Source organism: Caballeronia sp. LjRoot34, from assembly GCF_964253815.1.
GTDB lineage: Bacteria > Pseudomonadota > Gammaproteobacteria > Burkholderiales > Burkholderiaceae > Caballeronia.
Map to the genome: position 1 here is coordinate 14,409 of NZ_CAXUSB020000009.1, position 25,229 is coordinate 39,637.

At 58.8% G+C, this 25,229-nt stretch carries 24 protein-coding genes and 2 pseudogenes; 18 read left to right on the forward strand and 8 right to left on the reverse strand.

What is annotated here, in order from left to right:
* Positions 1-108: 108 nt before the first annotated feature.
* From ACSQ36_RS45415 to ACSQ36_RS45435, 5 genes are all read right to left on the reverse strand, one after another.
* The gene (locus tag ACSQ36_RS45415; protein WP_436187361.1) at positions 109-810 is read right to left on the reverse strand and encodes a dienelactone hydrolase family protein; all 702 of its coding nucleotides are present in this window, start codon (positions 808-810) and stop codon (positions 109-111) included.
* A gap of 795 nt (positions 811-1,605) precedes the next feature.
* A complete protein-coding gene (locus ACSQ36_RS45420; RefSeq protein ID WP_436187362.1) occupies positions 1,606-2,631 on the reverse strand; it encodes an amidohydrolase family protein in 1,026 nt (341 codons plus the stop codon).
* Between the two features lie 16 nt (positions 2,632-2,647).
* Entirely contained in the window at positions 2,648-3,616 is a 969-nt protein-coding gene (locus tag ACSQ36_RS45425; RefSeq protein WP_436187363.1) for a D-2-hydroxyacid dehydrogenase, read from the reverse strand.
* Between the two features lie 59 nt (positions 3,617-3,675).
* A complete protein-coding gene (locus ACSQ36_RS45430) occupies positions 3,676-4,560 on the reverse strand; it encodes a hypothetical protein (RefSeq protein WP_436187364.1) in 885 nt (294 codons plus the stop codon).
* A gap of 84 nt (positions 4,561-4,644) precedes the next feature.
* Positions 4,645-4,974: a hypothetical protein gene (locus ACSQ36_RS45435; protein WP_436187365.1), complete on the reverse strand. Its 330-nt coding sequence runs from the start codon at positions 4,972-4,974 to the stop codon at positions 4,645-4,647.
* An 817-nt stretch (positions 4,975-5,791) separates the two neighbouring features.
* Between ACSQ36_RS45435 and ACSQ36_RS45440 the strand changes: the two genes are divergently transcribed.
* From ACSQ36_RS45440 to ACSQ36_RS45450, 3 genes and pseudogenes are all read left to right on the forward strand, one after another.
* Positions 5,792-6,433, forward strand: a complete 642-nt coding sequence (locus ACSQ36_RS45440; RefSeq protein WP_436187366.1) for a recombinase family protein — start codon at positions 5,792-5,794, stop codon at positions 6,431-6,433.
* On the forward strand, positions 6,325-6,570 hold the full coding sequence (locus tag ACSQ36_RS45445) for a hypothetical protein (protein ID WP_436187405.1): 246 nt from the start codon (positions 6,325-6,327) through the stop codon (positions 6,568-6,570). Before ACSQ36_RS45440 ends, ACSQ36_RS45445 begins: the two co-directional genes overlap by 109 nt.
* Positions 6,571-7,269: 699 nt before the next feature.
* Positions 7,270-7,607: pseudogene (locus ACSQ36_RS45450) on the forward strand (LysR family transcriptional regulator); the annotation flags it as partial.
* A 135-nt stretch (positions 7,608-7,742) separates the two neighbouring features.
* Here the strand turns inward: ACSQ36_RS45450 and ACSQ36_RS45455 are convergent.
* Entirely contained in the window at positions 7,743-8,597 is an 855-nt protein-coding gene (locus tag ACSQ36_RS45455; protein ID WP_436187402.1) for a dioxygenase family protein, read from the reverse strand.
* Between the two features lie 100 nt (positions 8,598-8,697).
* Entirely contained in the window at positions 8,698-9,291 is a 594-nt protein-coding gene (locus tag ACSQ36_RS45460) for an NADPH-dependent FMN reductase (RefSeq protein WP_436187367.1), read from the reverse strand.
* A gap of 52 nt (positions 9,292-9,343) precedes the next feature.
* Here ACSQ36_RS45460 and ACSQ36_RS45465 point away from each other — a divergent pair, with 52 nt between their 5' ends.
* Both ACSQ36_RS45465 and ACSQ36_RS45470 read left to right on the forward strand, forming a co-directional pair.
* Positions 9,344-9,736, forward strand: coding sequence for a winged helix-turn-helix transcriptional regulator (locus ACSQ36_RS45465; RefSeq protein WP_436187368.1), 393 nt, complete (start codon positions 9,344-9,346; stop codon positions 9,734-9,736).
* 181 nt (positions 9,737-9,917) lie between these two features.
* A pseudogene (locus tag ACSQ36_RS45470) lies at positions 9,918-10,271 on the forward strand (fumarylacetoacetate hydrolase family protein); the annotation flags it as partial.
* A 631-nt stretch (positions 10,272-10,902) separates the two neighbouring features.
* Here ACSQ36_RS45470 and ACSQ36_RS45475 read toward each other — a convergent pair.
* A complete protein-coding gene (locus ACSQ36_RS45475) occupies positions 10,903-11,883 on the reverse strand; it encodes a LysR family transcriptional regulator (protein ID WP_436187369.1) in 981 nt (326 codons plus the stop codon).
* 326 nt (positions 11,884-12,209) lie between these two features.
* On the opposite strand from ACSQ36_RS45475, the gene ACSQ36_RS45480 reads away from it, so the two are divergent.
* From ACSQ36_RS45480 to ACSQ36_RS45540, 13 genes are all read left to right on the forward strand, one after another.
* On the forward strand, positions 12,210-13,547 hold the full coding sequence (locus ACSQ36_RS45480) for an MFS transporter (RefSeq protein WP_436187370.1): 1,338 nt from the start codon (positions 12,210-12,212) through the stop codon (positions 13,545-13,547).
* Between the two features lie 149 nt (positions 13,548-13,696).
* Positions 13,697-14,713, forward strand: coding sequence for a porin (locus ACSQ36_RS45485; RefSeq protein WP_436187371.1), 1,017 nt, complete (start codon positions 13,697-13,699; stop codon positions 14,711-14,713).
* 57 nt (positions 14,714-14,770) lie between these two features.
* Positions 14,771-16,270, forward strand: a complete 1,500-nt coding sequence (locus ACSQ36_RS45490; RefSeq protein ID WP_436187372.1) for an FAD-dependent monooxygenase — start codon at positions 14,771-14,773, stop codon at positions 16,268-16,270.
* A gap of 4 nt (positions 16,271-16,274) precedes the next feature.
* Positions 16,275-17,609, forward strand: a complete 1,335-nt coding sequence (locus ACSQ36_RS45495; protein WP_436187373.1) for an amidohydrolase family protein — start codon at positions 16,275-16,277, stop codon at positions 17,607-17,609.
* A 14-nt stretch (positions 17,610-17,623) separates the two neighbouring features.
* Entirely contained in the window at positions 17,624-18,598 is a 975-nt protein-coding gene (locus tag ACSQ36_RS45500; RefSeq protein WP_436187374.1) for an alpha/beta hydrolase, read from the forward strand.
* Positions 18,599-18,640: 42 nt separating this feature from the next.
* Positions 18,641-19,483: a fumarylacetoacetate hydrolase family protein gene (locus tag ACSQ36_RS45505; RefSeq protein ID WP_436187375.1), complete on the forward strand. Its 843-nt coding sequence runs from the start codon at positions 18,641-18,643 to the stop codon at positions 19,481-19,483.
* A 60-nt stretch (positions 19,484-19,543) separates the two neighbouring features.
* A complete protein-coding gene (locus ACSQ36_RS45510; RefSeq protein ID WP_436187403.1) occupies positions 19,544-20,485 on the forward strand; it encodes a VOC family protein in 942 nt (313 codons plus the stop codon).
* Between the two features lie 77 nt (positions 20,486-20,562).
* Positions 20,563-20,757 (forward strand): hypothetical protein, encoded by a 195-nt coding sequence (locus ACSQ36_RS45515; RefSeq protein ID WP_436187376.1) that lies wholly within the window; start codon positions 20,563-20,565, stop codon positions 20,755-20,757.
* Between the two features lie 83 nt (positions 20,758-20,840).
* Positions 20,841-21,137: a DUF2274 domain-containing protein gene (locus ACSQ36_RS45520; RefSeq protein ID WP_436187377.1), complete on the forward strand. Its 297-nt coding sequence runs from the start codon at positions 20,841-20,843 to the stop codon at positions 21,135-21,137.
* Between the two features lie 58 nt (positions 21,138-21,195).
* Positions 21,196-21,762 carry a TetR/AcrR family transcriptional regulator gene (locus ACSQ36_RS45525; RefSeq protein WP_436187378.1) on the forward strand — a complete coding sequence of 189 codons (567 nt, stop codon included), beginning with the start codon at positions 21,196-21,198 and terminating at the stop codon, positions 21,760-21,762.
* Between the two features lie 50 nt (positions 21,763-21,812).
* A complete protein-coding gene (locus ACSQ36_RS45530; protein ID WP_436187379.1) occupies positions 21,813-22,745 on the forward strand; it encodes an SDR family NAD(P)-dependent oxidoreductase in 933 nt (310 codons plus the stop codon).
* A 40-nt stretch (positions 22,746-22,785) separates the two neighbouring features.
* Entirely contained in the window at positions 22,786-23,631 is an 846-nt protein-coding gene (locus ACSQ36_RS45535; protein WP_436187380.1) for an SDR family NAD(P)-dependent oxidoreductase, read from the forward strand.
* A 155-nt stretch (positions 23,632-23,786) separates the two neighbouring features.
* The gene (locus ACSQ36_RS45540; protein ID WP_436187381.1) at positions 23,787-25,208 is read left to right on the forward strand and encodes a carboxylesterase/lipase family protein; all 1,422 of its coding nucleotides are present in this window, start codon (positions 23,787-23,789) and stop codon (positions 25,206-25,208) included.
* The last annotated feature ends 21 nt before the right edge of the window (positions 25,209-25,229 follow it).

The following is a 25,229-nucleotide window of genomic DNA, read 5'->3' on the forward strand; positions in this document are numbered from 1 at the left end:
TTTCGCGATTCATAAAGAGTCGTTGCGTCACTGTGTCGGTCGCGACCAGGGCGAGAGGCTTGTATGCGAATTTCTAACTCACGACCCTAGCAGGCGACGGCAGGCCGTCTATTTCGTCTCCAGTGCCCGAAAGAAGGATTGCATGGCCGACCAGGATTGCTGCTCGGCCCAGGCGTTGTAGGCGAGGCCCGGTACCGGAGGGGCATCCTTGTTGGTGAAAGCGTGCTTCGTTCCCGAAAACAACAGCGTTTGGAACTTGGCCTCGGCGGCAATCATTTCGGCTTCGAAGGCGGTGCGATCTTCTAGCGGAATGCTCGGATCCTCGGTCCCGACACAAGACAGTATGGGCGCCTTCACGCTACCGGGCACCGCCGGAATGGTTGCCTTGAGACCACCGTGGAAGCTCACGACGCCATCCACCGGCGCTCCCATACGGGCGAGTTCCAACGCGACCGTCCCGCCAAAGCAAAAGCCAATCGCGAAGGTGAGTTCCGTTTGCACCGCCTTCTTGAACGTATCGAGCCCCGCCAGAGCGCGGGAGCGTAGCGCTTCGCGTTTTTCCAGCCAAGGCATTAGCCGGGGGAAGATCTTCTGGGGATCCTTCTCGACCGGCGAGCCTTCGCCATAGATGTCGAGCGCGAAGCCCGCATAGCCCAGTTCTGCCAACATCTCGAGCCGGCGCAGGACGTGATCTCCGCGCCCCGGGCCTTCATGACACACCAGCACGCCGGCGCGAACAGTGGCGCTAGGGGGGAGAACTAGAAGCCCTTGCAGCGACACACCATTTTCCGAATAAGCAATGACTTCCACGACGAACCTCTCTTTACCGTTTGCGTTTTGATGGATTTGATGCAGGCCGCTTCAAGATTGCCCCTTCGAAGAAAGGTTGGCGGGAGGCCGCTTGTGCCGCTTGCGATACTTATCTTGCTGCATTGTTCACGCTCCATCAGATATGTGCCCAAGCTTATGACTCGCAAAACTGAGTGTCAATAAATTCTCACATAATGATAACCCTAGTATCCTTCAAGATGGGCGTGGGGCAAGGAGTCGGGTGGTCACGATTCGAGACGCGCGTCGGAAAAAAGAAAGCCAATGCCGGAGAACTGATCGGAAGGGGGGCGCGCCACCGCGTCCCTAAGGAGTACGTGAAGCTAAACTCAGCATGTCACGACCACACGTCGATAACGTCCATACCGTAATGCAATAGTGAGACTAATGGTGATCTGGCTTGGCCCAAGTTCACAGAACCGGCACATCCGGCGGACCTGGAAAATAGCTCTCTCAGAGGCAAGTACCAGGTTGGACTAAGCTCATACAGTGATAACCCTGATGGGTGGCACATAACACAATGTGCGCCGTTCTTTTCCGCAGGGCCGTCGTTCTCCTGTAGTGGCGCTCGAGGCCACGAAAAACGTCACCGTTACGCGGAGAGACAAGCTTCAGATCCTGCCGCATTCTCAGAACTTTGGGACAGAAAATCAGCGTGAAATAGATCTTAAGCCAGTAAAGAGTGCACCGCGTCACTGGTTTGAAGTGAGTCTGGCACCGCTGCGAGCGGTGCCAGACGCGTTGATCAGGCGCGGGAGAGCAGGAGCGGCTCGGCGTTCAGATACGCAGGAGCCGCTCGGCGTTCAGATGCGCCAATTTCGATTTTTCTTCGGCACTGATGGGCGCGGTTTCGATGAAATCGCGGCAGAAGCCGCGTCCGAAAGCCGCTTTGCCTTGTTGCCCGAGCGTACTTTTGTAGGGATCATCCACAGCGAACATGACGCGATCGGGGCCCAAGACATCGAGGTTCTGTCGCAGCATGCGGTGACTGAACACGCCACCGGGGGTGGCGTAGATGTTTCCGGTGATGCAGTCGAGAACCGATCGTTCAAGGTTGGTGGTTTTGGTGAGCGCATCGGCTCGATCGGCGAAGGAGATGAGCATCTCCCCCATATGGCCGAGGATGAGCTGCAAGCCGGGGTGGCGGTCGAAGGTTCCGGCGAGGGTTAGCCGCAGAGCGGCCAATCCCGCCTCTGCGTGCCAACCCCACCCTCCCGTGGTCAGCATCAGGTTCGTTGCGGAACTAAAGCCGCTGTAGCAGGCGTCGCGCACGGCCTGGAGCGGGAGGCCGGGATGAATATATAGCGGGACGTTCAATTCCGCGGCGACCTCGAAGATCGGCCTAAAACTGCTGTGATCGAGATAGTTCGGGCCGGTACGCGGAAACAGCATCGCGCCGACGAACTTCAGTTCGGAAACGCAGCGGCGCAGTTCCTCTGCGGCGGCCTCCGGGGCGGGAGTGGGCAAGGTGGCGAAAGCGGCGAAGCGATCCGGGCGGCGCCGCACTGCATCGGCGAGGAAATCATTGGCATCGCGGGCGAGGGGTACCGCCAGCTCCGGAGGCAGTTGCTGGGTCCCGGGCGCCGTGATGGAAAGCACCTGGAAGTCCACGCCCATGGCATCCATCCGCGCTAGCCGTTCTTCGCCGACATCGAGCAACCGGCGATTAGTCGTTTCTTGATTGCTCCAGGTGGTGATGGTCTCGTCACCGCCGAACTTGAGCAGCGCCGCGCGAAGCTCTGGCGTCCAAGCGTGTTCCTCTATTGCTATTACGCGTGATACCTGACCGGTAGTCTCGGACATATCTCTCCTCCGTTTGTTAAAACCACGAATGCTTATCGACCACATTGATGAGTGGCTCGGCTGCCGCGAAACGCCGACAATTCTCGACGAGAATCTCTATCCGCTGCCGCTGTTGGTCTTCCTCGGCGCCATTAATGGCAGAGTGGGGGGTTATCAGCACACCAGGAAGGCTCCAAAGAGGATGGTCGGCGGGCAGGGGTTCAATTTCGAGAACGTCCAGGCCGGCGCCAGCCACTCGCCCCGACCGCATCGCTTCGACCAGGTCGTCCAACTTCACCAGTGCTCCGCGAGCGATATTAATGAGATAGGAACCATGCTTCATGCGCGAGAACATCGCCGCATCAAAGAGGCCACGCGTTGCCGGCGTTTCAGGCACGGTCACTACGATGAAATCGGCGTCGCCCAAACGATTCGGCATCTCGGCAATGGGAATGAGTTCCTGGACTCCCGCCGGCGCGGATTGAAGTCGCATGTCACAGCCGATCACATGCATGCCGAATTCATGACAAAGTCGGGCGGCCTCCGCGCCTGAGCCACCTAGGCCGAGGATGAAAGCCGTCTGCGCTCGCAGGTCCATATTGGTTTCGGCGTGACCCCAGCCCCTTGCTACTTGCTGGGGGAAATAGCGGTCGAACCGATGCGAGAATGCCAGAATGAAGGCCATGATATGGACGGCCAACTGCTCGTTATAGATGCCACGCACATTGGTGACGACGACATCGCTTTCGACCAGGGCCGGATAGAACCACTTTTCGCCCAAACCCGCCATCGGCCCCGCGATCCATCGCAGGTTCTGCGCATGACCGAACAGATCCGGCGGAACGAACCCGTAGACCGCATCGGCGTCACGCAAATGTTCGATTCCCCCTTCGGGGCTGTCCGCCACGACCACCTTTATTCCCGGAACGCTGCCTTCGAGCGTACGAATGAGTTGGTCCGCAGGGCCTGAGAGGAAGGGGGGCAGAAGCAATAGCTTGAAACTCACGGTTTGATCTCCATCGAAAAAATCGCCTCAAAAACTGCTTGCGCGGCGTCATGCCGCGTTCAAGCCAACTCCCGGTGTTGCTGCGTGCTTTGCGTCGAGCCTGAGGCATCTGCTGCCGAAACCTCAAAACGCATGATTCCGACGCCACAATTGGTTCGCTCCTGGCCATAGACGATTACCTCGCCTGGCCCGCCAGCCGCGCCGGCGGCAGCTGCCCAGTTGCGAATTTCACCTATGCCATTTCCGCCCTCGTCGATCTCTTCATCGGTGACCGCGGCGATGGCCCCTTTGTTCTCGCAAAGCATGCCCAGGAGACGGCGATCGAGCGGAGAGCAGTCCCGGTCGTCCACGAATGTGTCGAGCGTGCCGAGCCAGTGAGATAAGCCGCCGGTCCCGATCACCGCGACGCGACGCGGCTCCTGCCACTCTCGAATAGCTTGTCCGATCGTCCTGCCCAGTTCATGACAGCGTCCGATGCTAGGTATCGGGGGAAGCATGCAGTTCTGAAAGATCCAAAGCAGGGATACGTTCAGTCCGGGCGTCAGCTTATTCGCGATTGTCAGAAGCGAATGCTCGAGCGAAACACTGCCCATGCGTGTCATGTCAAAGCTGTTCCGGACACTGGCCCTCAAGAGCCATTCGCCGAGCGCGCTGTCGAAGGGCAGATGCCGGCTCTTCCGGTCCATTCCGATATACCCTTCTACCGGGCCAACACCTTCTTCCATAGTCGTTATGCCGAAGGTGGGGTAGAAGTTAGGGCTCATCGCGAGGAAATGATCATTCGCGAAGAACACCAACGTATCGACCTTCTTTTCCGCGAGTTCGGAACGGACGCGCTCGAATCCCGCATGCAGCTCATCCCAAAAATGGGGCTCGACGAATTCCGGGATATGGGTAAGTTGCGGGTAGTGCGACATCGCGAACGCCGCCACGAGATCTGCCATGGATGTTTCCTTTATCGGTCAATTGCCAATGTTTATGAGTCTTCGACGCGTATGGCTCAGTTGTGCTGAGGCGTGAAAATGTACTCATGGCGATGGAGTCCAGCTCCCCGAGTTATCTGGAGACTCGGCTCCGGAAGCTATCAATCCGCGGCCGGTATATTCCAGGCCTCTATGAAGTGTTCGCATATATTCCCGCGGATGGATTCCGGCGAGCAGGATGCCTTGAAAAAGCAGTTCCAGCGGAACGCCTCTTTTGTAGATGGCGGCAAAATCATCATTTAAGAGACTTAGCCGTTCCTCTTCGGTCAGATCGTACCGTGCGACGGCATCCTCGCGATTTGCTTTGTACCGCTCCATCGCTTCATCGGAGAGAATCAGGTCACGCCAAAACTCTATGAGTGCCACCTTCGACATTTCAAGCCCTCCTTATCGAGCAACCGCTTCGAGCCAGTGATCGTCTGCACGACGAGGCGCCCCGAGCTGTTCTCGCGGCAGATGGCGCACCTCGACAGGATAGGCGATATTCTCCGTGCAGATCAATCAAATTCTTATTTTGTGAGAATTTCGTGTCAGCGCATGATCGGACGATGCACGGACCAGCCTGTAATCGGTTCGCAGGGCTGGGCGAGCTGAAGGACCTGGGGGAAGCGATGAAATGCCAGGTCGTGAGCGGACGGGAAACGCTCAGTCATGAATCTAATTGATCAAGCGCCGCGGCGGCGGCTCCCGAGTCTGACTGGCCGACGAGTAGTTCCAGGAGTCGTGGCCAAGTAAACCCATCTGTCAGGGCAATAGGTCTAGGCCCTGCGGCCATAACATATAACGCTTCTCGACGCCCGAACAACGGCATGGTGACTCATTTCGGCGGCAATCTGATCTTTCACGGAAATACGCAGAGGTTCACGGTCTGACCATCGATGAACAACTCACGTACCGCGACCGTGGGGTTTCGGCTTTTGACAAATTGAACGTCCAATAAATTGGACTCGGTGCCTTTTTCCGCCTTGTTGATTCAGGTGCGGTTGAGCCGGGGTCGTATCTGCTCGTAGAGTCGCTTGACCGGATTTCTCGTGCGCACGTTAGGGATGCGCTTCAGGTTTTCACGTCAATCATCAACCTTGCGATCATGTCCCGTCCCGGGCGCACGAAGAATCGCAAGCCAAAAGCAGCCGATTGAAGGAGGCGTGGAAGGCGACGCGCGGCGGAATTGGCGACACGAAACTGGACCGAAATGGCTCCAGCGTGGCTCAAACTGAATGCCGAAAGGATAGACTACGCGCTCATTGCGGATCGCGTGGAGCTTGTGCAACGAATTTTCGAATGGTCGAAAGACGAGATCGGCTCGGAAACAATCGCGAGGCGGGTGAACCAGCGGAACTTAGCTACATGGGGAACACGATCAACTGATCGGAAGCACGCATCGTACATCAAAAAGATTCTAGATAACCGGGCCGTGCTCGGCGATTTCCAGCCGCATACGCTAGTCAACGGGAAGCGCATTCCACAGGGCGATCCGGCTCCGAACTACTTTCCGCGAATTGTTTCGGACGAAGAGTTCGTTCTTGCGAAGACCGCCCGGCAATCGCGCCGAACGGACAGTGTGGGACGGAAGGGGCAGACTTTCTCGAATCTGTTCTCTGGACTCCTTCGCTGTGGGCACTGTAATGGGTCCATGGTGTATGTGAACGAAGAGTACAGTGGGCCCCGTGCAAAATTGCTGGTCCGCGCGCTAGCGAAAGAAGGAAAGGGTTGCCACTATGTGCCGTGGGAATATCCTCGATTCGAACGTATTCTTCTCACGTACTGCAGGCGCTGGATCTCGATGCGTGCCTCCAGACTCGCGATACGGTCAAATCGGAACTCGCGGCCCTAAGTGCGCGCATCGCTGTGCTTCAATCGTCCAACGCCGACAATCAGCTGAAACGGGCGAACATTCTCGAAGCCATTGAATCGGGCGGCTCGAAATTCCCGCAGTTGCAGGCGCGTATGGACCAACTGGAGCAGGGGTGATTTATCGCCTCGGGCTCTTCTATAGCTACGCGAACAGCCGTTTGAACAACCGGTGATTCGTCGCTGTTCGGGCGTCAGTGTTGAAGTTGTAGCCGAGCGAATAGGCTCAGTGCGTCGGCGGCATGGATCGGCAGGCGTGGAGGCCTTCGTTGGACGCATCGGACCAGAAGAACCTATCGCTTGGAACGCTCATGTCAGTCGGTGTCTCCAGCATTTTTACCGAATGCAGACGTGCGAACGTCCGACGATTCAGAATGCAAAGTGGTATCGGCTTGAGCGATAACCGCGAGATCTCCTTTCCCAGCCGCATTGTCGTCCGCGTATCGAGCCGATATTCACGGCAGCAATCATTGACAAGGCGCTCGCGGAGCGGACGACGCGGAAAACAGACTGTGGAGTGGGTCATCGTTCGCCCAGTCGGTCTGCTATTTAGATAAGCCGGCGATGGGACGCTATACGGCAGGTCCGTTGGCACGAGTTGCGGTACTCGTTACGCTTTCATTTTATGACTGGGCCGACTGCCTGCTTCGTCCAGCGACAGGTGAACCAAACCGGATCCGGAATAATATGAACGTGGGTTCCTGATACCGAATAAGGATGTCGACTGGGAGTCAACCGAGCTGACGCAGAAATTTGCCAATGCATCAGAGGAAGAATCGCCAGTTGGTTCGGTACTTGTCGCCAACAGAGATCGGATCAATGGAACTTCGCCATCTGCGTTGCTTCGTCGGGGTTGCGGAGGAACGCATTTCGCGCCCGGCGGAGTGGCTGCACGTTGAGCAGTCGCCCTTGTCTCGCACGATCAAGGAACTCGAAGCCGATCTGGGCGTGCAGTTGTTCGAGCGCCCACCCGCAGTACGCGCCTGACCTGGGCAGGACAGGTGTTTCTCGAAGACATTCGGCGAGTGTTCGCGGTACTGGATCAGACCAAGGTCAACGTGAAAGCTGCGGGGAACGGCTTCGCCGACATCGAGCAGCTGGCCATTGGTCGTGTCGGTATTACTAGACATAGTGACGGTGTCATCACCACGGAACTTGAGCCGCGTCGTGCGAAGCTCAAGACTCCAGACACGTTCCTCCACCGCAATCACGTGACACCTGACCGGCGAACTCGGAGAGTTCTCGGACTCGTTTAACCAGACAGTCGCGCCGATCGATCGTCTTCGACACGGTTAAACCGATTTTTCGAGCTTGAGCTGGGTAACCGGCACCACAGGTGCGCCGAAGCGGAAACTCGATACCGTTATAGCCCCCATGAAGTCGCCCTGGTGATAGATGCGGGTCGCAGCCTCGTCTCCCGCCGCGCCGGCTGCGACCATTAGGGGAATGAGATGATCTTCACGAGGATGCGCGGCGCGCGCAGCTGGCGCGGCCGACCAGCGCAGCAGGCGGTGGCGGCGCTCATCCGGGGACGACTCGACCAACGTGTCGTTGAGCCATCGATCGAATGCCGCCGAAGCCGCAGCACCTGCTCCGCTCATTATTCCCCGGGTGTCGTGATAGCTGAATCCGCTGCCGACGATCAGAACGCCTTCGTCACGGAGCGGGGCTAGTAGTTCGCCGACCCTGATGTGCGCAGCGGGGTCGAGATCCGCCCTGAGCGAGAGCTGCACCAGCGGCATGTCTGCTTCCGGGTACATCGTGTGCATCAGGGTGAAGGTGCCGTGGTCGAAACCTCGCTGCGGATCGAGGCCGGAGGCCACGCCGCCACGCTCGAGCATGGCGCGCACCGCCTCCGCCAGCGCCGGGACACCAGGCGCGTCATAGCGGATGCGGTAGGTGTGCTCCGGAAAACCCTGATAGTCGTAGACCATCGGTGGACGAGCGGCGGACGACAGCAGAAAACTGCTCGCTTCCCAATGCCCGGAAATCATCAGGACAGCACGAGGCGCCTGCCCGACTTCCCGCCGCACATCGTGAAGCGAGGCCTCGAGTTGGTCGTAAGCACCAGGTCGAAAGTCTTTCATCCATGGCCACGGTCCGCCCCCATGGGAGAGGAAATAGGTCGGGAGCCGCGTTTGCGTCATCATGCTGTCCTTAGGCGGAGAACTACGAGTAGGTTGGCTTCCAATGAAAACCACCGGGATTTTCGGGCCGCCATAGAGCGTTTGCCGACCCGGCGGATGGCTAGGCCGCTGCCGTGCGAGCAGCCATCGTCGCCTTGGCCCACCAGACTAGGTCGTCCAGGGCGGCTGTGGCTGACGGTAACAGGCCGGCCTCGATCTCCTCGATTGGCTTGTTGCCACCCATCGGGAATACGGCCATGAAATCGCTACCGCCGATGTGGACGGCGCCCCGTGTCGCAACCATTTGCAATTCGATGCTGATCGCTCGCAGATGCTCAATGGCACGCGCTGCGCCCACACTGCCATAGCCAATCGCGGTGAAGGGTTTCCGGTTCCACTCTTTGTATGCCTGGTCAAGAGCGTTTTTGAGCGCACCAGTGATCGAGTGGTTGTATTCAGCAACGGCAAAAATGTAGCCATCAAATTTGGCAATGGTCTGCTGCCACCGAATGGCTTCGGGATCTTTGCTCGGCACGCGCAGATTCGACGCAACCTCGGAGAAAAAAGGCAGCGGGTGGTCGCGCAGATCGACCAGCTCGACGTCCATGTCTTGACGCGCTTGGGCTTGTTTGAGCATCCAGTGCGCTGGCTTATCGGCGAACCTTGTCGGTCGGGTAGAGCTGACAATGAGAGCGATACGGGGCTTAACAGTCATGGTTTCCTCATGTATGGTAGTTACTGAAAGAAACTAGCCTACGAGGATTTCCATGTCTACACAAGAAGGCACCATTTCGAAACCAAGTGAACAAAAAGATCCCGCAGTCTGCGAGCACCTTAGCCGGATGCTCGCGCGGATCTGCGATAAATGGACCCTGCTTGTAGTCCGAACGCTCGGGCGTGGGCCGCGCCGGTTCAATGCGCTTCGCAGAGACGTTGGGGAGATCAGCCAGAAAATGTTGACTCAGACCCTTAGGGAACTCGAGCAGAATGGCTTTGTCAGACGGACCGTCACGCCAGTCAAGCCGCCGCAGGTCGAATATGCTCTTACGGCGCTAGGCGAGGATTTTCTTTGTCCGGTTCGCGGCCTCGCCGAGTGGGTCGCGGCGAACGCTGACCGGATAACCGCGGCGCGTACGGCCTACGTTCCCGATCTAAAGTGAAAGCTTGGTTAAACTGATGAATGGATTGGTCCGACGCAGTATTGTCAACATCTCCGATGCCGCGTCTTTCCCGCCATGACCAACATCCTAACGCCGGCTTTTGGTGAAACACCGGAGCTTCACTGCACGCGTTTTGTCGTCGAGTATTCAGCATACCGGTCGATCCCAAGCGACTTGCGGAACGATCTTCTTTCGCATCCGTATGAGCCTGATTGCGCATCGGCAGTCGATGATGCGGCCGACTACTTCCTATTCGCTCGACTTCGAAGGCGAGATCGCCACGGTGCTAGGCAAGGGCGGCCGGTATATCAGCAAGGACGACGCATTGTCCTGCGTCGCTGGTTACGCGCTCTTCAACGACAGCTCCGTACGCGAATACCAGTTCAAATCGCTACAATCGATGGTCGGCAAGAATTTCGATGGGACCGGCGCCTTCGGTCCCGGCCTCATCATGGCGGACGAACTGCCTGCGGGCGCTAAAGGGTTGCGACTCGAGACGCGTCTGAACGGCGAAGTAGTGCAGTCGGCCAGCACTTGACTGCTACGGTAGCCTGACGGTATCTGGATACACCTCATTCCAGGGTCCGTGGGGCGTCAGCCTACAAATTCGCGGCACCTGTTCGCTGCCTTCGGCAATCAGTGCGACCGCTTCTACGGGTGGATGAACTGCAGAAATATTCTTCCGGCTCAAAAACCCTGACGGGTTGCCTCAGGGCGTGATCCGCCATCACTTCGCACTGTGGCGACATTTACTTCGTGCGTCGCTCTACCGAAACAACTCGGCGAGCGCGTTGCCGCGTGGCATAGTTTCATTGAACTTAGCTAAAATCCGTCTGGCTTTTGAGGAAAATTCAGTCCATCGGACTACTACACTACGAGCCCAAAACTTTGATGTGACGACGCCCTTTTAGGTAGTGTGTCAGCCTGAAATCTAGGGCCTTCACCAACAAGCGTCAAACGATAGTCTTCCGGTCCTATCCTGATGTTTCGGACGGGGGGCGGGGGGTACATCAATATGACCTTGTTGGGCCACGATCCGCGCCCAGACCTACTCAAACTGCCAGTGGCCCCGCGACGAAGGCTTCGAATCTGGATGGCCTCCTTTGTCGGTGACTGCCGGGGGTAACATGACTGTCGCCTGAGGGTGGCAACAACTATTGATGTCACTACCCTGCATGGGGCCTTCGCTTTGGGGAACGTGGTTTTGAGGGCCGCTGCGAAGCGACGTCAGTCTCGACCGTCGGCAAATCCAGCGCCGTTTCGCGCAATAACGTACGCAGCCAGGCGATAGCCGGATCGCGTTCCTGGTACTTGTGCCACTGAACCTTCTCCGCGAACTTGGGGATCGAAATCGGACATTGCAGCATTCGCACCGGAAATCGCTGCGCCATCTGATGTGCGAGCCTCGAGGGCAGCGTGGCAATCCTCGACGTTCCAATGAGAAGCTCGGGCACGAGCGTAAAGTTCGGCGCAATTACGTCTTGCCGGCGAACACGCTTACCCGTGGAAATCAGCCGCGCGTCGAATGTCACTCGCCGGCCACCTCCCCATTCCACTCCCACGTGCGCTGCTTCGAAATATTGATCGGGTGTAAGGCTCGTTCCTCCGTTTGGATGGTTGGCACACACGAGGCATGAGAACGTGTCTTCGAACAGCGCCTCTGCAGGGTGTCCCGGTACCGTCGCAAACTCCGGCGCGATCAGCAACTCTGCCTCCCCGCTATCCAGATGCTCCGGCGTCTGAGGACTGATAGCTCGGAGGTCGAACTGCATCAGCGGGGCGAGTCTCGTTGCTCTTCTTACTACCTCTGCTAGAAAGACGCTGATTACGTAGTCCGACGATTCGATCGTGAAGCGCCGTGTCGAGGTGGCCGGCTCGAACGTAGGTCGCGCGCGCGTGATTGTCTGGATTTGCAAGAGGACGTCCCGCACTGGCTTAATGAGCTCCACGGCCAAGGGCGTCAGCACTTGCGTTTTGCCCACTGGTATCAGTAGCTCGTCCTCGAAATATTCCCGCAGACGACTCAACGAACAACTCGTCGCCGGCTGGCTTAGGAACAGTCGTTCGGCCGCTCTGCCGACGCTTTTCGTAGACAGCAATGCGTCGAGCACGACCAGTTGATTGAGGTCCAATTTGTTGTAGCGCATAGCTTTCCTAAATTTACGCGATGGATGCAATGCATTTAAACAATAAATTTTGCAAATGTCCCGCGAAATCTATAATTCGCTCAAACAACATCTGCGGCTAGTCGGATGCAAAAGATACGGAGACAAGCATGTTCCTTTCCCTCAGTGATGCTCGCCGAGAAAATTCGGTGCCTGCGCTGCACTTGTCACCTCCAGCTCGCCCTTAAGGGTTTCCACCTGTCGCGGGCCGACGAATCGCGTGGGTTTGTACCTACAACCCTCGTTTGGCCTATGCCGCGCCGGCAACGAAGATTCCGCATCTCACTAAATACAGAGGCAGTCAAGGTATGCAAAAGCATCGCAGCGGAAACACAGCCCATTCACAATGGGGGCTGGTGGCCAGCCTGACAGTCGTGACTATGTTGGCGCAAATCGACAAGAACGTTCTCGTGCTGATGGTAGGCCCGATTCAGCGTGACTTCGGGGTCAGCGATGTCCAGATCAGTTTTCTTATTGGCGCGGCGTTCGCCGTCGCCAATATCGTCGTGGGACTACCAGCCGGCTGGTTGGCAGACCGATTCGACCGGCGAGTCGTCATTGGGGCTGGCGTGTTGATCTGGTCGCTCGCGGTGGCGGCCAACGCAGCGGCCTCGGCGTTCATTGTGCTGATCATCGCGCGGGTCATTGTCGGCGCAGCGGAAGCCTTGATACCGCCGTCATCCTATTCATTGATCAGGGACGGCATAGAGGAGAAGCGCCGCGCTCGCGCACTCTCCGTGTACACGATGGCGCTGATGCTGGGCACCGGTTTGTCGCTGGTCCTGGGCGGTCCCCTGATGGGCGCGATTCAGGCCGCAGGCATTCATTCAATTCCAATGATCGGTGAAGTTGCGTCTTGGCAAACGACCTTGTTCCTGATCGGTATTGCCGGGTTGCCCATGGGCTTTCTTATCTTTCTGAATAAGGATCCGGGACGTCAGCGCGATGGCGCCTCAAGCGAGAAACAGGGGATGGCGGAAGCTGTACGTTTTCTTGTCGTCAATCGGGCGATCATCTTGCCGCTGCTGGTCTTTTCAGTCTCGAATGCCATGATCACCTACGGTCTGGCAGCCTGGATACCTACCATGACGACGCGCCGCTTTCATGTGGGCATGAGTATCATTGGCGCGACGCAAGGTGGCCTGTTGCTGACGATGGGGCCAGTCGGACTGTGGCTAGCGGGCATGGCCATGGACCGGAAAGGCGGCACAAGCCTTTCAGGTGTCGCGCTCGTGGGCGTGGTCGTGAGTCTTGCAGTCACGGCACTGACGGTGTGGCTATGTCAGATCGATGCCCTAGTAACATTTTGGTTGGTAGACGCAATCGTCGTGCTGTTTTCGTGGACCTTCATGGCAGTGACGGCGACGATTGTTTCGAGGACCGTCCCTGCGCTCTCGGTCGGTATCGTGATGGCGATCGTTCTCGTGCTCAACGGATTGATCGGACAGGGCTTCTCACCGACGCTGATTGCGCTTGTCGGCCAGCACGTCTTTGGCGCAGATCCGGGTGCATTGGCGTCTGCGATGGCCTTGGTTTTCGCCGGCTCCGGCACCGTAGCGATTGGCGCGTCGCTCGTGCTTTATCGCAACCTCGTTCGGCGCGAAGGGATGTCCGGTTCGCTCGGCGAGGGGGTCCGAATGCCCTGATGCGAAAGTACGAATGCCCAACCAGTTGACGTTCGGGTTGACCATATTCTGCAGCGATGGAATACCCGTAAGACAGATCTAACACGAGCAGCGAGGTCGGAATGAAAGTCAAGGTATGCCATGTAGTTAGTATTACTATTGGAATGGCAATGATAACTTGCGCGCAAGCACAATCCAGCGTTACGCTGGCCGGTTTGCTCGGCTTGGGGGTTTCGTACACCAACAACGCAGGAAACGGAGTCCGGTATCAAGAGTCCGGCACGCACGCGGTACCTTTCTTTGTATTGTCGGGCAAGGAAATGATCGACAGCGATACGTCCGCGATCTTTCGTTTTAGCCAATATGCGTTTCTGAACACTGGGACCAGCACGCCGTTTGAAAGTTACGTTGGTTTGAGTTCACTCAGCAAAGGCACGCTCACATTGGGTTCCATGTACGACCTGCTGGCGGACGCTGTCCCGTTCACCTCGGAGCGCTACACCTCGCTGCTGGCAACGCACCCTGGTAACCTGGACCGGACCGTCGGCAACTCGCTGAACAACACGGTCAAATACAAGTCACCGACGTTGAGCGGCTTTCAGTTCGGTGCAATGTATGGCTTTGGACAAGCAGACTCGACTACCAACACCGGCCGTGTCGTGGGCGTTGATGTGAACTACGCCGGTGGACCATTTCAGGCGGTGCTGATATGGGAGTCGGTGAACAGTGTTCCATACGCACCGGCGCTCAAGCTGGGCGTGACGGAGCTTTACGGTATCAACTTCAGCAAGACGCCCGCCGCGACGATCAACCAGAACCAGAACACCGGCACACTGGGTCTTGCCTATGTTGATAACGGCTGGCGCGTAATGGGCAACTACAGCTACACGCGTCTCACCGCTGTTGGCGAGTCGGAGACCGCGCAAACAATCGACGTAGGTGCCTACAAATATGTCATGCCGGACCTGCGCATCGGCGGTGGCTATTCGTACACCAAATTGGACACCTACAAGTGGAATCAGTTTCACGCGCACGTGGATTACGCGTTATCCAAGCGAACGAGCCTGTATGTGCTTGGTGTCCTTCAAGTAGCCGGGAGCGGGCAATTGGCGGTGATGCGCAATCAGCCCGTGGCGTCGGCGTCGCGACAGCTCGTGCTCGAAGCCGGGATGACGCATGCGTTCTGATCGAACGACGCTCGATGCGGGACCCACTCTAGATTCCAGTCTTGATGGAGAGATGCAATGCAATGGGATGTGATTGTTGTGGGCGGTGGGCCATCAGGCCTCACCATGGCGGCCGAACTGGCGGGTTCGGGGGTCAGGACGTTGGTGCTTGAGCGTCGCACCGAGGGTGTTCAGTCGCGCGCGGGCACCATTTTGCCGCGCGTGCTGGAGCTGTTTGATGCCCGCGGGATCGCCGATCGTTTTATCGGGAAAACCTGCGAGATTGTCGATTATCCGTTTCGCCCATCGCATATCTGGGCGGGATTTCATCCAATTGAATGGCAGTACCTGGAGACACGCTTCGGCTTCACGCTCGGGTTGCCGCAAAACATGACAGAGGAAATCCTCTGGGACTGGGCGATCGAAAGTGGCGCTGAAGTTCGCCGCGGGGCGGAGGTCAAAATGCTCAGCCAGGACGCAGATGGCATCGAGGTCGAGGTCGTCGACGCGGCCGGGGGGCTCTCGACCCTTCGTGCTTTGTATGTCGTCGGCGCCGATGGCGGTCGCAGTATCGTGCGCTCGCAGGCTGGGATTCCGTTTGAAGGTCGCTCTGGAACGTTCCGCGGCATTGTCCTTGACGCGGACCTGGAAGCCCCCTGGCAGGGCGGCCGGATTAACGTCGACAACGAACTAGGCTGGGTGCGTGGCTATGCGTTTGGCGAGGGCATCACGCGCTTCAACATTGTCCATCGTGATCGGCGCCATGCGCCGAAGGACGAACCGGTCACCCTTGAAGAGGCGTTGCAATGCATCCGCGACGTGCACGGCACCGACTACGGCATTACCAGCTACCGTTGGGCGTCTCGCTTCGATGATCAGATGCGCTCGGTGCCGACGCTACGCAAAGAGCGCGTGTTCCTGGTCGGCGAGTCGGCGCGTATTCACTATCCTGCCAGCGGCGTGGGCATGAATTTCTGCTTGCAGGACGCCTTCAATCTCGGCTGGAAGCTCGCCAATGTCATCAAGGGTGTGGCCGACGAAAAAAGCCTCGATTCCTACAACGAGGAACGTCTGCCGGTGATGCACGCTTTGCTGGAAAGTGTAAAGGCGCAGTGTGCGCTGCAGTTCAACTTCGAAACAGAGGCTGTGGCGCTCAAGCGCCGCATGGCGCAGCACATCATTCCGCTGCCCGATGTGCAGCGCAAGCTCGTGCTGGAACTGTGCGGTCTGGAGACACCCTATCCGAGCGCCCCTGATGCTCATCCTTTGACGGGCCAGCGCGTGCCGGACTTCGACCTCATGATGTTGGACGGGCACCCAGTCCGCGTTGCCGAACTGCTGAGGGACCGGCACTTCGTGCTTCTGGATCTCGAAGGCTTTAGTCGCCAGTTTGAAACGGTCGATGTGGCCGGACTTCCAGTCAAGGTGGTTCGGGCACGCGTCGCGCGCGTGCCGGCGGCGTTGACTGGCGTCAAGGGCATGTTGCTGCGACCCGATGCGTATGTAGCGTGGGCAAGTGAGAACACAGCCAGCGTCGCTGAAGTCGATCTGCAGCTTTCCAAATGGCTGAGGAGGTGAGGCCATGACCGAACGACGCCTTTTGCTATCGGGTGGCTGGATCCTGAGCATGGATTCAGCCATCGGCGATCTACATTGTGGCGACATCCTGATCGAGGGCGAACGGATTGCTGCGGTGGCTCCACGCATCGACGCGCCCGAAGCCACGCGTATCGATGCCCGCAACATGCTCGTGTTGCCAGGCTTTGTCGACACCCATCGTCACACTTGGCAGAGCTGCGTCCGCCATCGTTATGCGGACATTGACCCGCAGATCTATTTCGCGGAGATGCTCGGTGCAAAAGGCGCCGCGTTCCGCACGGAAGATGTCTATGTCGGGACCCTGCTGGGGGCCGTCTCGGCGCTGGACAGCGGCATCACGACCATGCTCGACTGGTCCCACGTTCAGAATAGCCCCGAGCACGCCGACGCAGCGATCCTGGGCTTGCGGGACTCCGGCATCCGGGGGGTGTTTGCGCATGGTTGGCCGCTGGTCGACGGTGCGGCGTGGATGTTCAACAGCCAACGCGGACATCCACGAGACATTCGGCGGCTGCGTGAGCAATACTTTTCTTCCGACGACCAACTGCTTACGCTCGCCATGGCCGCACGCGGTCCCGAAATGGCGCGACGTGAGATCTGGCTGGACGACCTTCGCCTCGCGCGCGAACTCGATATTCGCTCGAGCATTCACATGGGTGCTTATGCGCGCAACGGCTCGGTGCGCGCCATCGCCCAGATGCACGACGCCGGCGTGCTGGGGGATGACCTGACGTTCGTGCACTGCTGTTTTTCCGGCGAGGATGAGATTGCGATGATGGCCGATGCAGGTGTCAGCGCATCACTGGGCGTTCACTGCGAATTGAATGCCCAGGGTATCGGCGATATTCCGTTTGACCGCTTGCTTGCGGCCGGTATCAAGCCGAGTCTGAGCGGCGACACAGAAACCAAATGTTCCGGGGACATGTTCACGCAGATGCGTCACGCGTTCGCTTATTACAGATCCTGGATGGGCGGTAATCACTCGCATATCAAGCACGCACCGGCGACGCTGTCTTTGCGCGATGTACTTGAATTTGCGACCGTATCCGGCGCGCGTGCGAACGGTCTTGCGCACAAGGTCGGCTCGCTCACACCCGGCAAGCAGGCCGACATCATCCTGATCCGGAGCGACGACCTCAACCTGATGCCTGTCTCCGATGCAGCCGGCGCCGTCGTGTTGGCCGCTCATGCGGGCAACGTCGACACAGTGTTTGTCGCAGGACGCGCAGTCAAGCGGCACGGCCGCATGCTGGATGTCGATCTGGACGCCCTTAGGGGACGTGCGTTCGCTTCGCAACAGTACGTTCTCGGCCTTTAATGAAAGAGACCGCCATGCATTGCCCACTCGATCCCGAACTTGCGGCTGTTGTCGCGGCTGCCCGCACGGCCAAGGCTCCGCCGCCATTTTCCGGCACCCCGGAGCAGGCGCGGGAGCGACTTCGACTTTCTGTCACGGCAGCACGCAAGAGATCCTTTACGTCAATTGAAAGTTGTACCGAGGACTGCGTCGCGGAACATGACGGCGCCCGGGTCCCTGTTCGGGTGTATCGCCCCATGGACGCGAAACCACGGTTGCCGACGATTGTCTTTTTTCACGGAGGTGGCTTCGTACTCGGCAGTGTCGAATTGATGGATAACATCGCGCGCAAGCTCTGTCGCGACATAGATGCGGTTGTCGTCTCGGTCGACTACCGCCTGGCACCCGAACATCCGTTCCCGGCTGCGCACGACGACGCGGTGACGGCGACGTTGTGGACGATCGCAAACGTCTCTGTTCTGGGCGGCGACGCCTCGCGCATTGGTGTGGCCGGAGAAAGCGCAGGCGGCAATCTTGCTGCATCGACCGCGATGACGCTAAGAGATAGCGGCACGCGTATCGCAGCACAACTTTTGGTCGTGCCTGGGATCGACATGGCTCGCGATACGACAAGCATCGAGGCCAGGCGTAGAGATTTCCCGATGCTTACCCCGTCCGATCTACGGGACACAGTACGTCTGTACATGGGATCGAACGCGACGCAGGCCGGCAAGTTTCCGCCATCGCCGTTACGTGCGGCTGATTTCACCGGGTTGCCGCCTGCGATTATCGCAGTCGCGGGCCATGATCCTCTTTACGAAGAGGGGATCGCGTACGCCGGATGTCTGCGCGCGGCCGGCGTGTCCGTTCAGTTATACCGGTTCGAAGATTTATTTCATCTGTTCTTCGGTTTCTTCGATGTCTCCGCATCGGCGTGCCGAGCAAACGATGAAATATGCCAAGCCTTCGCGCGTTTCCTTCGCCGATACTCGCTGAGCGTTAACGAATGATGGCCGGCGTCCCTTTTTATTTTCTACAAGTTTGAGGTTGCTATGCGTTATGTGTCATTTATCAAAGACGGAAAACCGCTGCTCGGCGTGCGTGAGAGCGGTGGTATTCGCGTGATCGGAGAAGAATCTCTAGATTCGCTAATTGCCCGCGGTGTTGATCTGGCGACTTACGGCGACGACGGAGGCGGCGCGGAGGTGGTCGATCCGGTGGGACTCACTTTTCTGCCACTGCTGCAGCGCCCACCGAAAATCATTTGTATCGGCCTTAACTACGCGGATCATACAAAGGAAAGCGCCTATGAGCAGCCTGATTATCCGACGATATTTTTACGCGTCCACACGAGCTTGATCGCCCACCGACAACCGATGGTGCGGCCGCGTGCGTCTGACTCACTCGATTTTGAGGGTGAACTCGCGGCGGTGCTTAGCAAGGGCGGACGCTATATCAGTAAGGAAGATGCGCTGTCTTGCGTGGCTGGCTATTCACTCTTTAACGATGGTTCAGTGCGCGAATACCAGTTCAAATCGCCGCAATGGACCGTAGGGAAGAACTTCGATGGCACCGGCGCGTTTGGACCGGACCTTGTTACTCCAGACGAACTCCCGAATGGTGCAAAAGGTCTTCGGCTCGAAACGCGCGTGAACGGCGACGTGGTGCAGTCGGCGAGCACGGACGACATGATCTTCGATGTCGCGGCCCTCATCAGCGTCATCAGCGAGGCCATCACACTTGAGCCGGGCGATGTCATTGTGACGGGAACGCCCTCTGGCATCGGCTGGGCGCGCACGCCAAGGCTACTGCTCAAACACGGTGATATTTGCGAAATCAGTGTTGAAGGGATCGGCACCTTGCATAACGTCGTCGTCGACGAAGCGGCGACCTGAATGGTCGTCACGAGAAGTAGTACCGACGCTGGCATTTGCGCACAAACTCAGGAATCTCCCATGACCGAGCTTACCCAGGCGCGCTACCACGCCGGCGTGCATTCGATTGACCATTTCGCCCTCAACGTGCCATCCATTCCAGACGCGAAGCGATTTTTTGAAGCGTTCGGTCTCGAAGTCCGAAGCGCTTCGGTGCAGGGTGAAGAACTCGATCTGCGCGCGACCGACGGCCATCGATGGGCTCGCATTCTTCCGGCCGAAAAAAAGTCATTGGTATATCTAAGCTTAAATTGCTACGCTAGCGATTTACAGGCGCTCCGCGAACAGGTACTCAGTGCGGGTGCACCACTGATCTCTCCTGTGCCCGGTGACAAAGACACGGGATTTTGGTTTCACGATCCCGATGGCAACTTGATTCAGATCAAAGTCGGTCCGAAGACGACGCCGCAAGCCAAAGATCCCTCCAGTTACTCCGGCGCGGCGGCCGATGCGCGTGGCGCGTGCACGCGCTCTTCGATGCAACCCGTCAGGCCGCGGCGGCTTTCACACGTCATGCTGTTTTCGCCAAATGTGCCAGCTGCTGTCGACTTTTACTATCGGGCGCTCGGCCTCCGGCTGTCGGATAAATCACTGGACGCCATTGCCTTTACGCACGCACCGCACGGCAGCGACCATCATCTAATAGCGTTTGCCAAAAGCGACGCGCGCGGGTGGCATCATTCGGCGTGGGATGTCGACAACGTCGATATGGTCGGCGAGGGCGCCGCACAAATGGCGGCAGCCGGGTTCACCAAAGGTTGGGGGACTGGGCGACATGTGCTCGGCTCGAACTATTTCCATTACGTTCTGGACCCGTGGGGTTCGTTTTGCGAGTACTCGGCGGATATCGATTTCATATCCGCGGGCCACGATTGGCCGGCTGGCGATTTTCCGCCGGAAGACTCTCTGTACCTGTGGGGGCCGCCCGTGCCGCCTTATTTTATCCACAACAGCGAAGCTTAAGGCTAACGGTTCAAAGTATCAAAACGCATGGTGACGAGGCGCAACTGACGCGCGCGCCACACCGACAAGCCGACGGCGTGGACTGGCACTGGGGCCGTATCCTGGTCGGTGGTGCGCTATCCGCGTTACTGGGCGTCAGCTCCGAACTGGCCACCTCGAACGAAGGCGACATCAACGGCAATGCGGTCCTCGCGCTGCGCGACAGCGCGCAGGACACGGCCAATCAGGTCGGTCAGGAGATCACCCGCCGCAATCTGATGACGGTACGGTAGGGGTTTCAGGTCGACGTAATGGTGAACAAGGATCTGGTGCTGCGGACATACCAGCGGCTCTTTATCCAGCGAGGGTCGATGCCATGAGTGCATCCTCGAAAAAACTGCGGCTCGGGCCGCTATCGGATATGCAGAATGTCAAGCTGACTTTCGCGTGCCCGGCTCCCCTCAAGGCCGATCTTGACCGGTACGCCGCGCTGCATGCGCAGACCTACGGTGAGCCGGTTGATGTGGCGACGCTGATTCTGCTCATGCTGGAAGCATTCATGACGGGGGACCGAGGGTTCAGGAAAGTAACGACTACCGATTCGTCGGTGAACAGATTCCGGGTCGCTATGACGGGTGCGCTTGGGCGTTTTTCTTCTAAACACGAGATATAATATTTGACTGTCCAAACACTCTTTTATATACTGATTACCTTGCCTAAGGAGACGACGTTTGGCCAGACCCAGAAGCGACGAGAAGCAAAGCGCGATCATGTCGGCCGCCACCCGCGTCATCGCGGCCCAAGGGCTGGCCGCAGCGACGGCGACCATCGCGAAGGAGGCCGGCGTTTCTAACGGCTCTCTCTTCACTTATTTCGAGACGAAGGCCGATTTGCTAAATCAGCTCTATGTCGAGCTAAAAACCGAGATGGCCACCGTCGGCCTGGAGAGACTCCCGAGCGACAGCGATGCGCGCAGCCAATTGCTGCATATGTGGCGCCACTGGGCTCGTTGGGCGGTGTGTTGCCCTGAAAAACGCCGGGCGCTGGCGCAACTGAGCGTATCGGAAGACATCACCCCGCAGTCCCGAATGGCTGCCCATCAGGCGATGCTCGGCATAGCCGTCCTGTTGGAGCGGAGCCGCAAAAACGGTCCATTGCGCGATGCGCCAATTGGGTTCGTCTCCGCTTTGATGAGCGCGATCGGGGACACGACGATGGATTTCATGATCGCTGACCCGGCCAATGCGGACAAGCACTGCCTGACTGGCTTTGAGGCCTTCTGGCGAATGCTCGCCTAATTTCTTGCCGGAATAATGACTGACTAGACAGGTATTTAACGGAGCAAAATATGCCGACTACGAGTTCAATGCACGTATCTCCAGACCGAAGGGCATACATCGTCACCGGCCCGACCTCGGGCATTGGTCGCACCACGGCGCTCGAACTGTCCAAGCACGGAACGGTTGTGCTGGTCGGACGTGACGCCAAGAAGCTCGACGAGGTCCGAAGGGAGATCGAGAAAAAAGGCCGGCGCGCGGCGGTGGTCGTGTGCGACCTGTCCGATATTGCGCGCGTGCGGCGCGCGGCTGCAGAGATCATCGCCCTTCAGCTTCCGATCGTCGGCCTGCTCAACAATGCGGGAATCCATCAAGGGGGCGCCACGAAGAACGCGCTCGGCTGGGACATGACATTCGCGACGAACCAGCTCGGACCGTTCGCCCTAACCGAGGCGCTCCTGCCGCATCTCCCCGACGGATCGAACATTGTGTTCGTCTGCTCCGGTGTCGAAGATCCCGAGCGCAAGCCCGCGGTAGCCGCCGGCTACCGCGGCGGTCGCTACATTTCCGTGGAGGCAAGCGCGCGCGGCGAGTGGAAGCCCGGCGGCTCCGCGACCCCGGGCGGAGACGCCTACGCCACGTCAAAGCAGTGCAACCTCGCTACGGCTATGGTGCTCGCCCGCGAGACTCCTCGTGTGCATGTCAACGCGGTCGAGCCGGGATTCAATCCCGGCACCAGCCTGGCGCGCGAAGCCAGTGGCTCGGTCCGCTTCGTGTTGAAGCACATCCTTCCGCTGCTCGCGCCTTTCATGAAATTTTGGAGCAACCCAAAGCGAGCCGCCCGCGTCGTCACGAAAGTCCTGATCAATGAGTCAGGTCAGACCGGTGTCTATTTCGACGACGGCGGCAATCCGATGCTGGGCTCCGTGCTCGCACGTGACCCGAAGTTCCAAGATCGCGTTGTCGCCGAGACGCGGGCTTTGCTGTCGACGATTTCAAAATGATCGCGCCCAAGCCCACCAACAAATCGGGAGGATTATGACAATGTCTGAACGAACACTCAAATTCGAGGAAGGAACGCCCGATCGTGAAGTCGGCAGTGACAGCCGTCCGCGATTGGCACTCGTCACCGGCGCATCCTCCGGCATCGGTCGGGCCTTTGCTCGACGGCTCGGCGCCGATGGGTACAACCTGATTGTCGTGGGCCGTCGCCGCGATCGACTCGAAGAGCTCATTGCCATGCTTCCGAATGTCGAGGTTCATCCATTGGTAGCCGACCTCGGCACTGATGCCGGCATCGAGACGGTTGCCGCCGAGTGTGCGCGTGAAGAACTGACAATGCTCGTCAACAACGCCGGCGTCGCCCACTATATGCCGTTCGCCGAGCTTCCAGCCGGCAAGGCGAGCGAGCTTCTTCACGTAAAGGTCGTCGCTCCGACGATGCTGGCCCGAGCCGCTGTCCCCGGCATGATCGCGAGAGGCGAGGGCACTATCATCAACGTGTCGGGCATGCTCGCGTTCAGCGGGTCGCTTCCTATCGAAAAGCTGCCGCTTCGCCGGGCTGCCTACACGGGGACGCTGGCCCACATCGTCGCGCTGTCGCAAGCGCTCCACGAAGAGCTGAAGTCTCAAGGTCTGCGAGTACAAGCGCTTTGCCCTGGCGTCGTCGCAACCGAGTTTCACGAACGCCAGGGGCTCGACCTCAGCGCGGTGCCTCGCATGTCCGCGGATGAAGTCGTGACCGCCAGTTTGCGAGGGCTGGCCATCGGCGAGGTCCTCTGTGCTCCCGGCGTCGAGCGGGTCGATCTGCTTGATGCGGTGTTCAAAGCCGACCTCGCGGCTTTCGCCGCTCAAGCGCCTCAACTCGCTACGCGTTATCACACGCAATGAGCGCGAGCGTGCGACGGGTGCGCTCCGTTCGGGTCTCCCAGTCCGTGTCATCGTCGCACGGGACCTGATGCCGACGTCCTATCGCAAAGGAGGAAGACAATGACCAAGCTCAAGCTCGGGCCGCATGGAACTAGGACGTCGGGGGGGCATGAGCGATGAAATCCTTAGTGAGCAATACTGCGATGGCGGCGAGCGGTCTAACCGTTGTCGGCGCCAGCGACGCGACCGAGGTGACCATTGCGACTGGAAAACTGAAAGGGGTCACATCAGACGGCGTCGACTCCTTCAAAGGCATTCCCTTCGCCGCGCCGCCGGTCGGCCCGTTGCGTTGGCGCGCCCCGCAGCCGGCGGCGGCCTGGACAGGTGTCCGCGACGCCGCAACCTATGGCCCCGATTGCGTGCAGACTTCTCCCAGCGACGTCGCGCCGATCCGCACGCAAGAATCGGAGGATTGTCTCTACCTCAATGTCTGGAGACCGACGGCCGCGACGGGCAAGCTGCCGGTGATGGTGTGGATCTACGGCGGCGGCTACGCAAAGGGGGGGTCCTCCCCGGCGATCTATTCTGGCGCGCCGCTGGCCAGACAAGGCATTATCGTCGTGAGCTTCAATTATCGCCTCGCGCGGTTCGGCACGTTCGCCCACCCGCTGTTGACGAAGGCCGACGCCGACGCGGGTTTGCTTGGCAATTATGGCTATATGGACCAAGTCGCCGCGCTCAAATGGGTGCAGCGCAACATCGCCGCGTTCGGCGGAGATCCCAAGAACGTCACTGTCGTGGGAGAAAGCGCCGGCGGCATGTCCGTCCATGTCCTTGTCACGTCACCGCTCACCGATGGTTTATTCAGCAAGGCCGTGATCGCCTCGGGTGGAGACGGCAACGGCATGGGCGGCGAGCAAAGCCTGGCTGGCGCGGAGCGCTTGGGGGTCGCTTTCGCCAGTTCGAAAGGCATTGCTGCGGAAGATCCTTTGGTACTGAGCAAATTGCGCGCCCTTTCCGAGGCCGAACTCAACGACGGACCTGGCCCGGTGCCCGTGCACGTCGCCGTCCCTTTCATCGATGGAGCGTTAGCGGTCGATACCCCCGCGGCCTATGGCGCTGGCCGTTTCCATCATGTCCCGACCATGATCGGCGCCACCAGCGCCGATCTCGGCGGCAAGACCGGCTTTATGCTGCGGGGCGCGCGCCACCTTGCCGGCGTGATCGCCGACCGAGGCGTGCCGACCTATTATTACCGATTCTCCTATATTGCGGAGTCTCTGCGTAAGTTGGCCACTGAAGGTGTAATTCACGCTGGCGATCTGCCGTATTGGTTCGATACGGTGAGCGTCAAATACGGCCAGGCGGCCACAGCCAGGGATAGCGCCGTCGGCGTGGCTCTGAGCGGCTACCTCGTCAATTTCGTGAAGACGGGCGATCCCAATGGTCCCGGTCTGCCCAAGTGGCAGGCCTACACCAAGGCTAACGATGCGATGCTGGATTTCGCAGCCGACGGCCTTGCGGTGCCCGGCAAGGACCCCTGGGCGGCGGACCTCGATAGGGTTCAGGATCTACCTGCCGCGACCGCCCCCAAATGATCTGAGTTCCAAGCCTCGCAC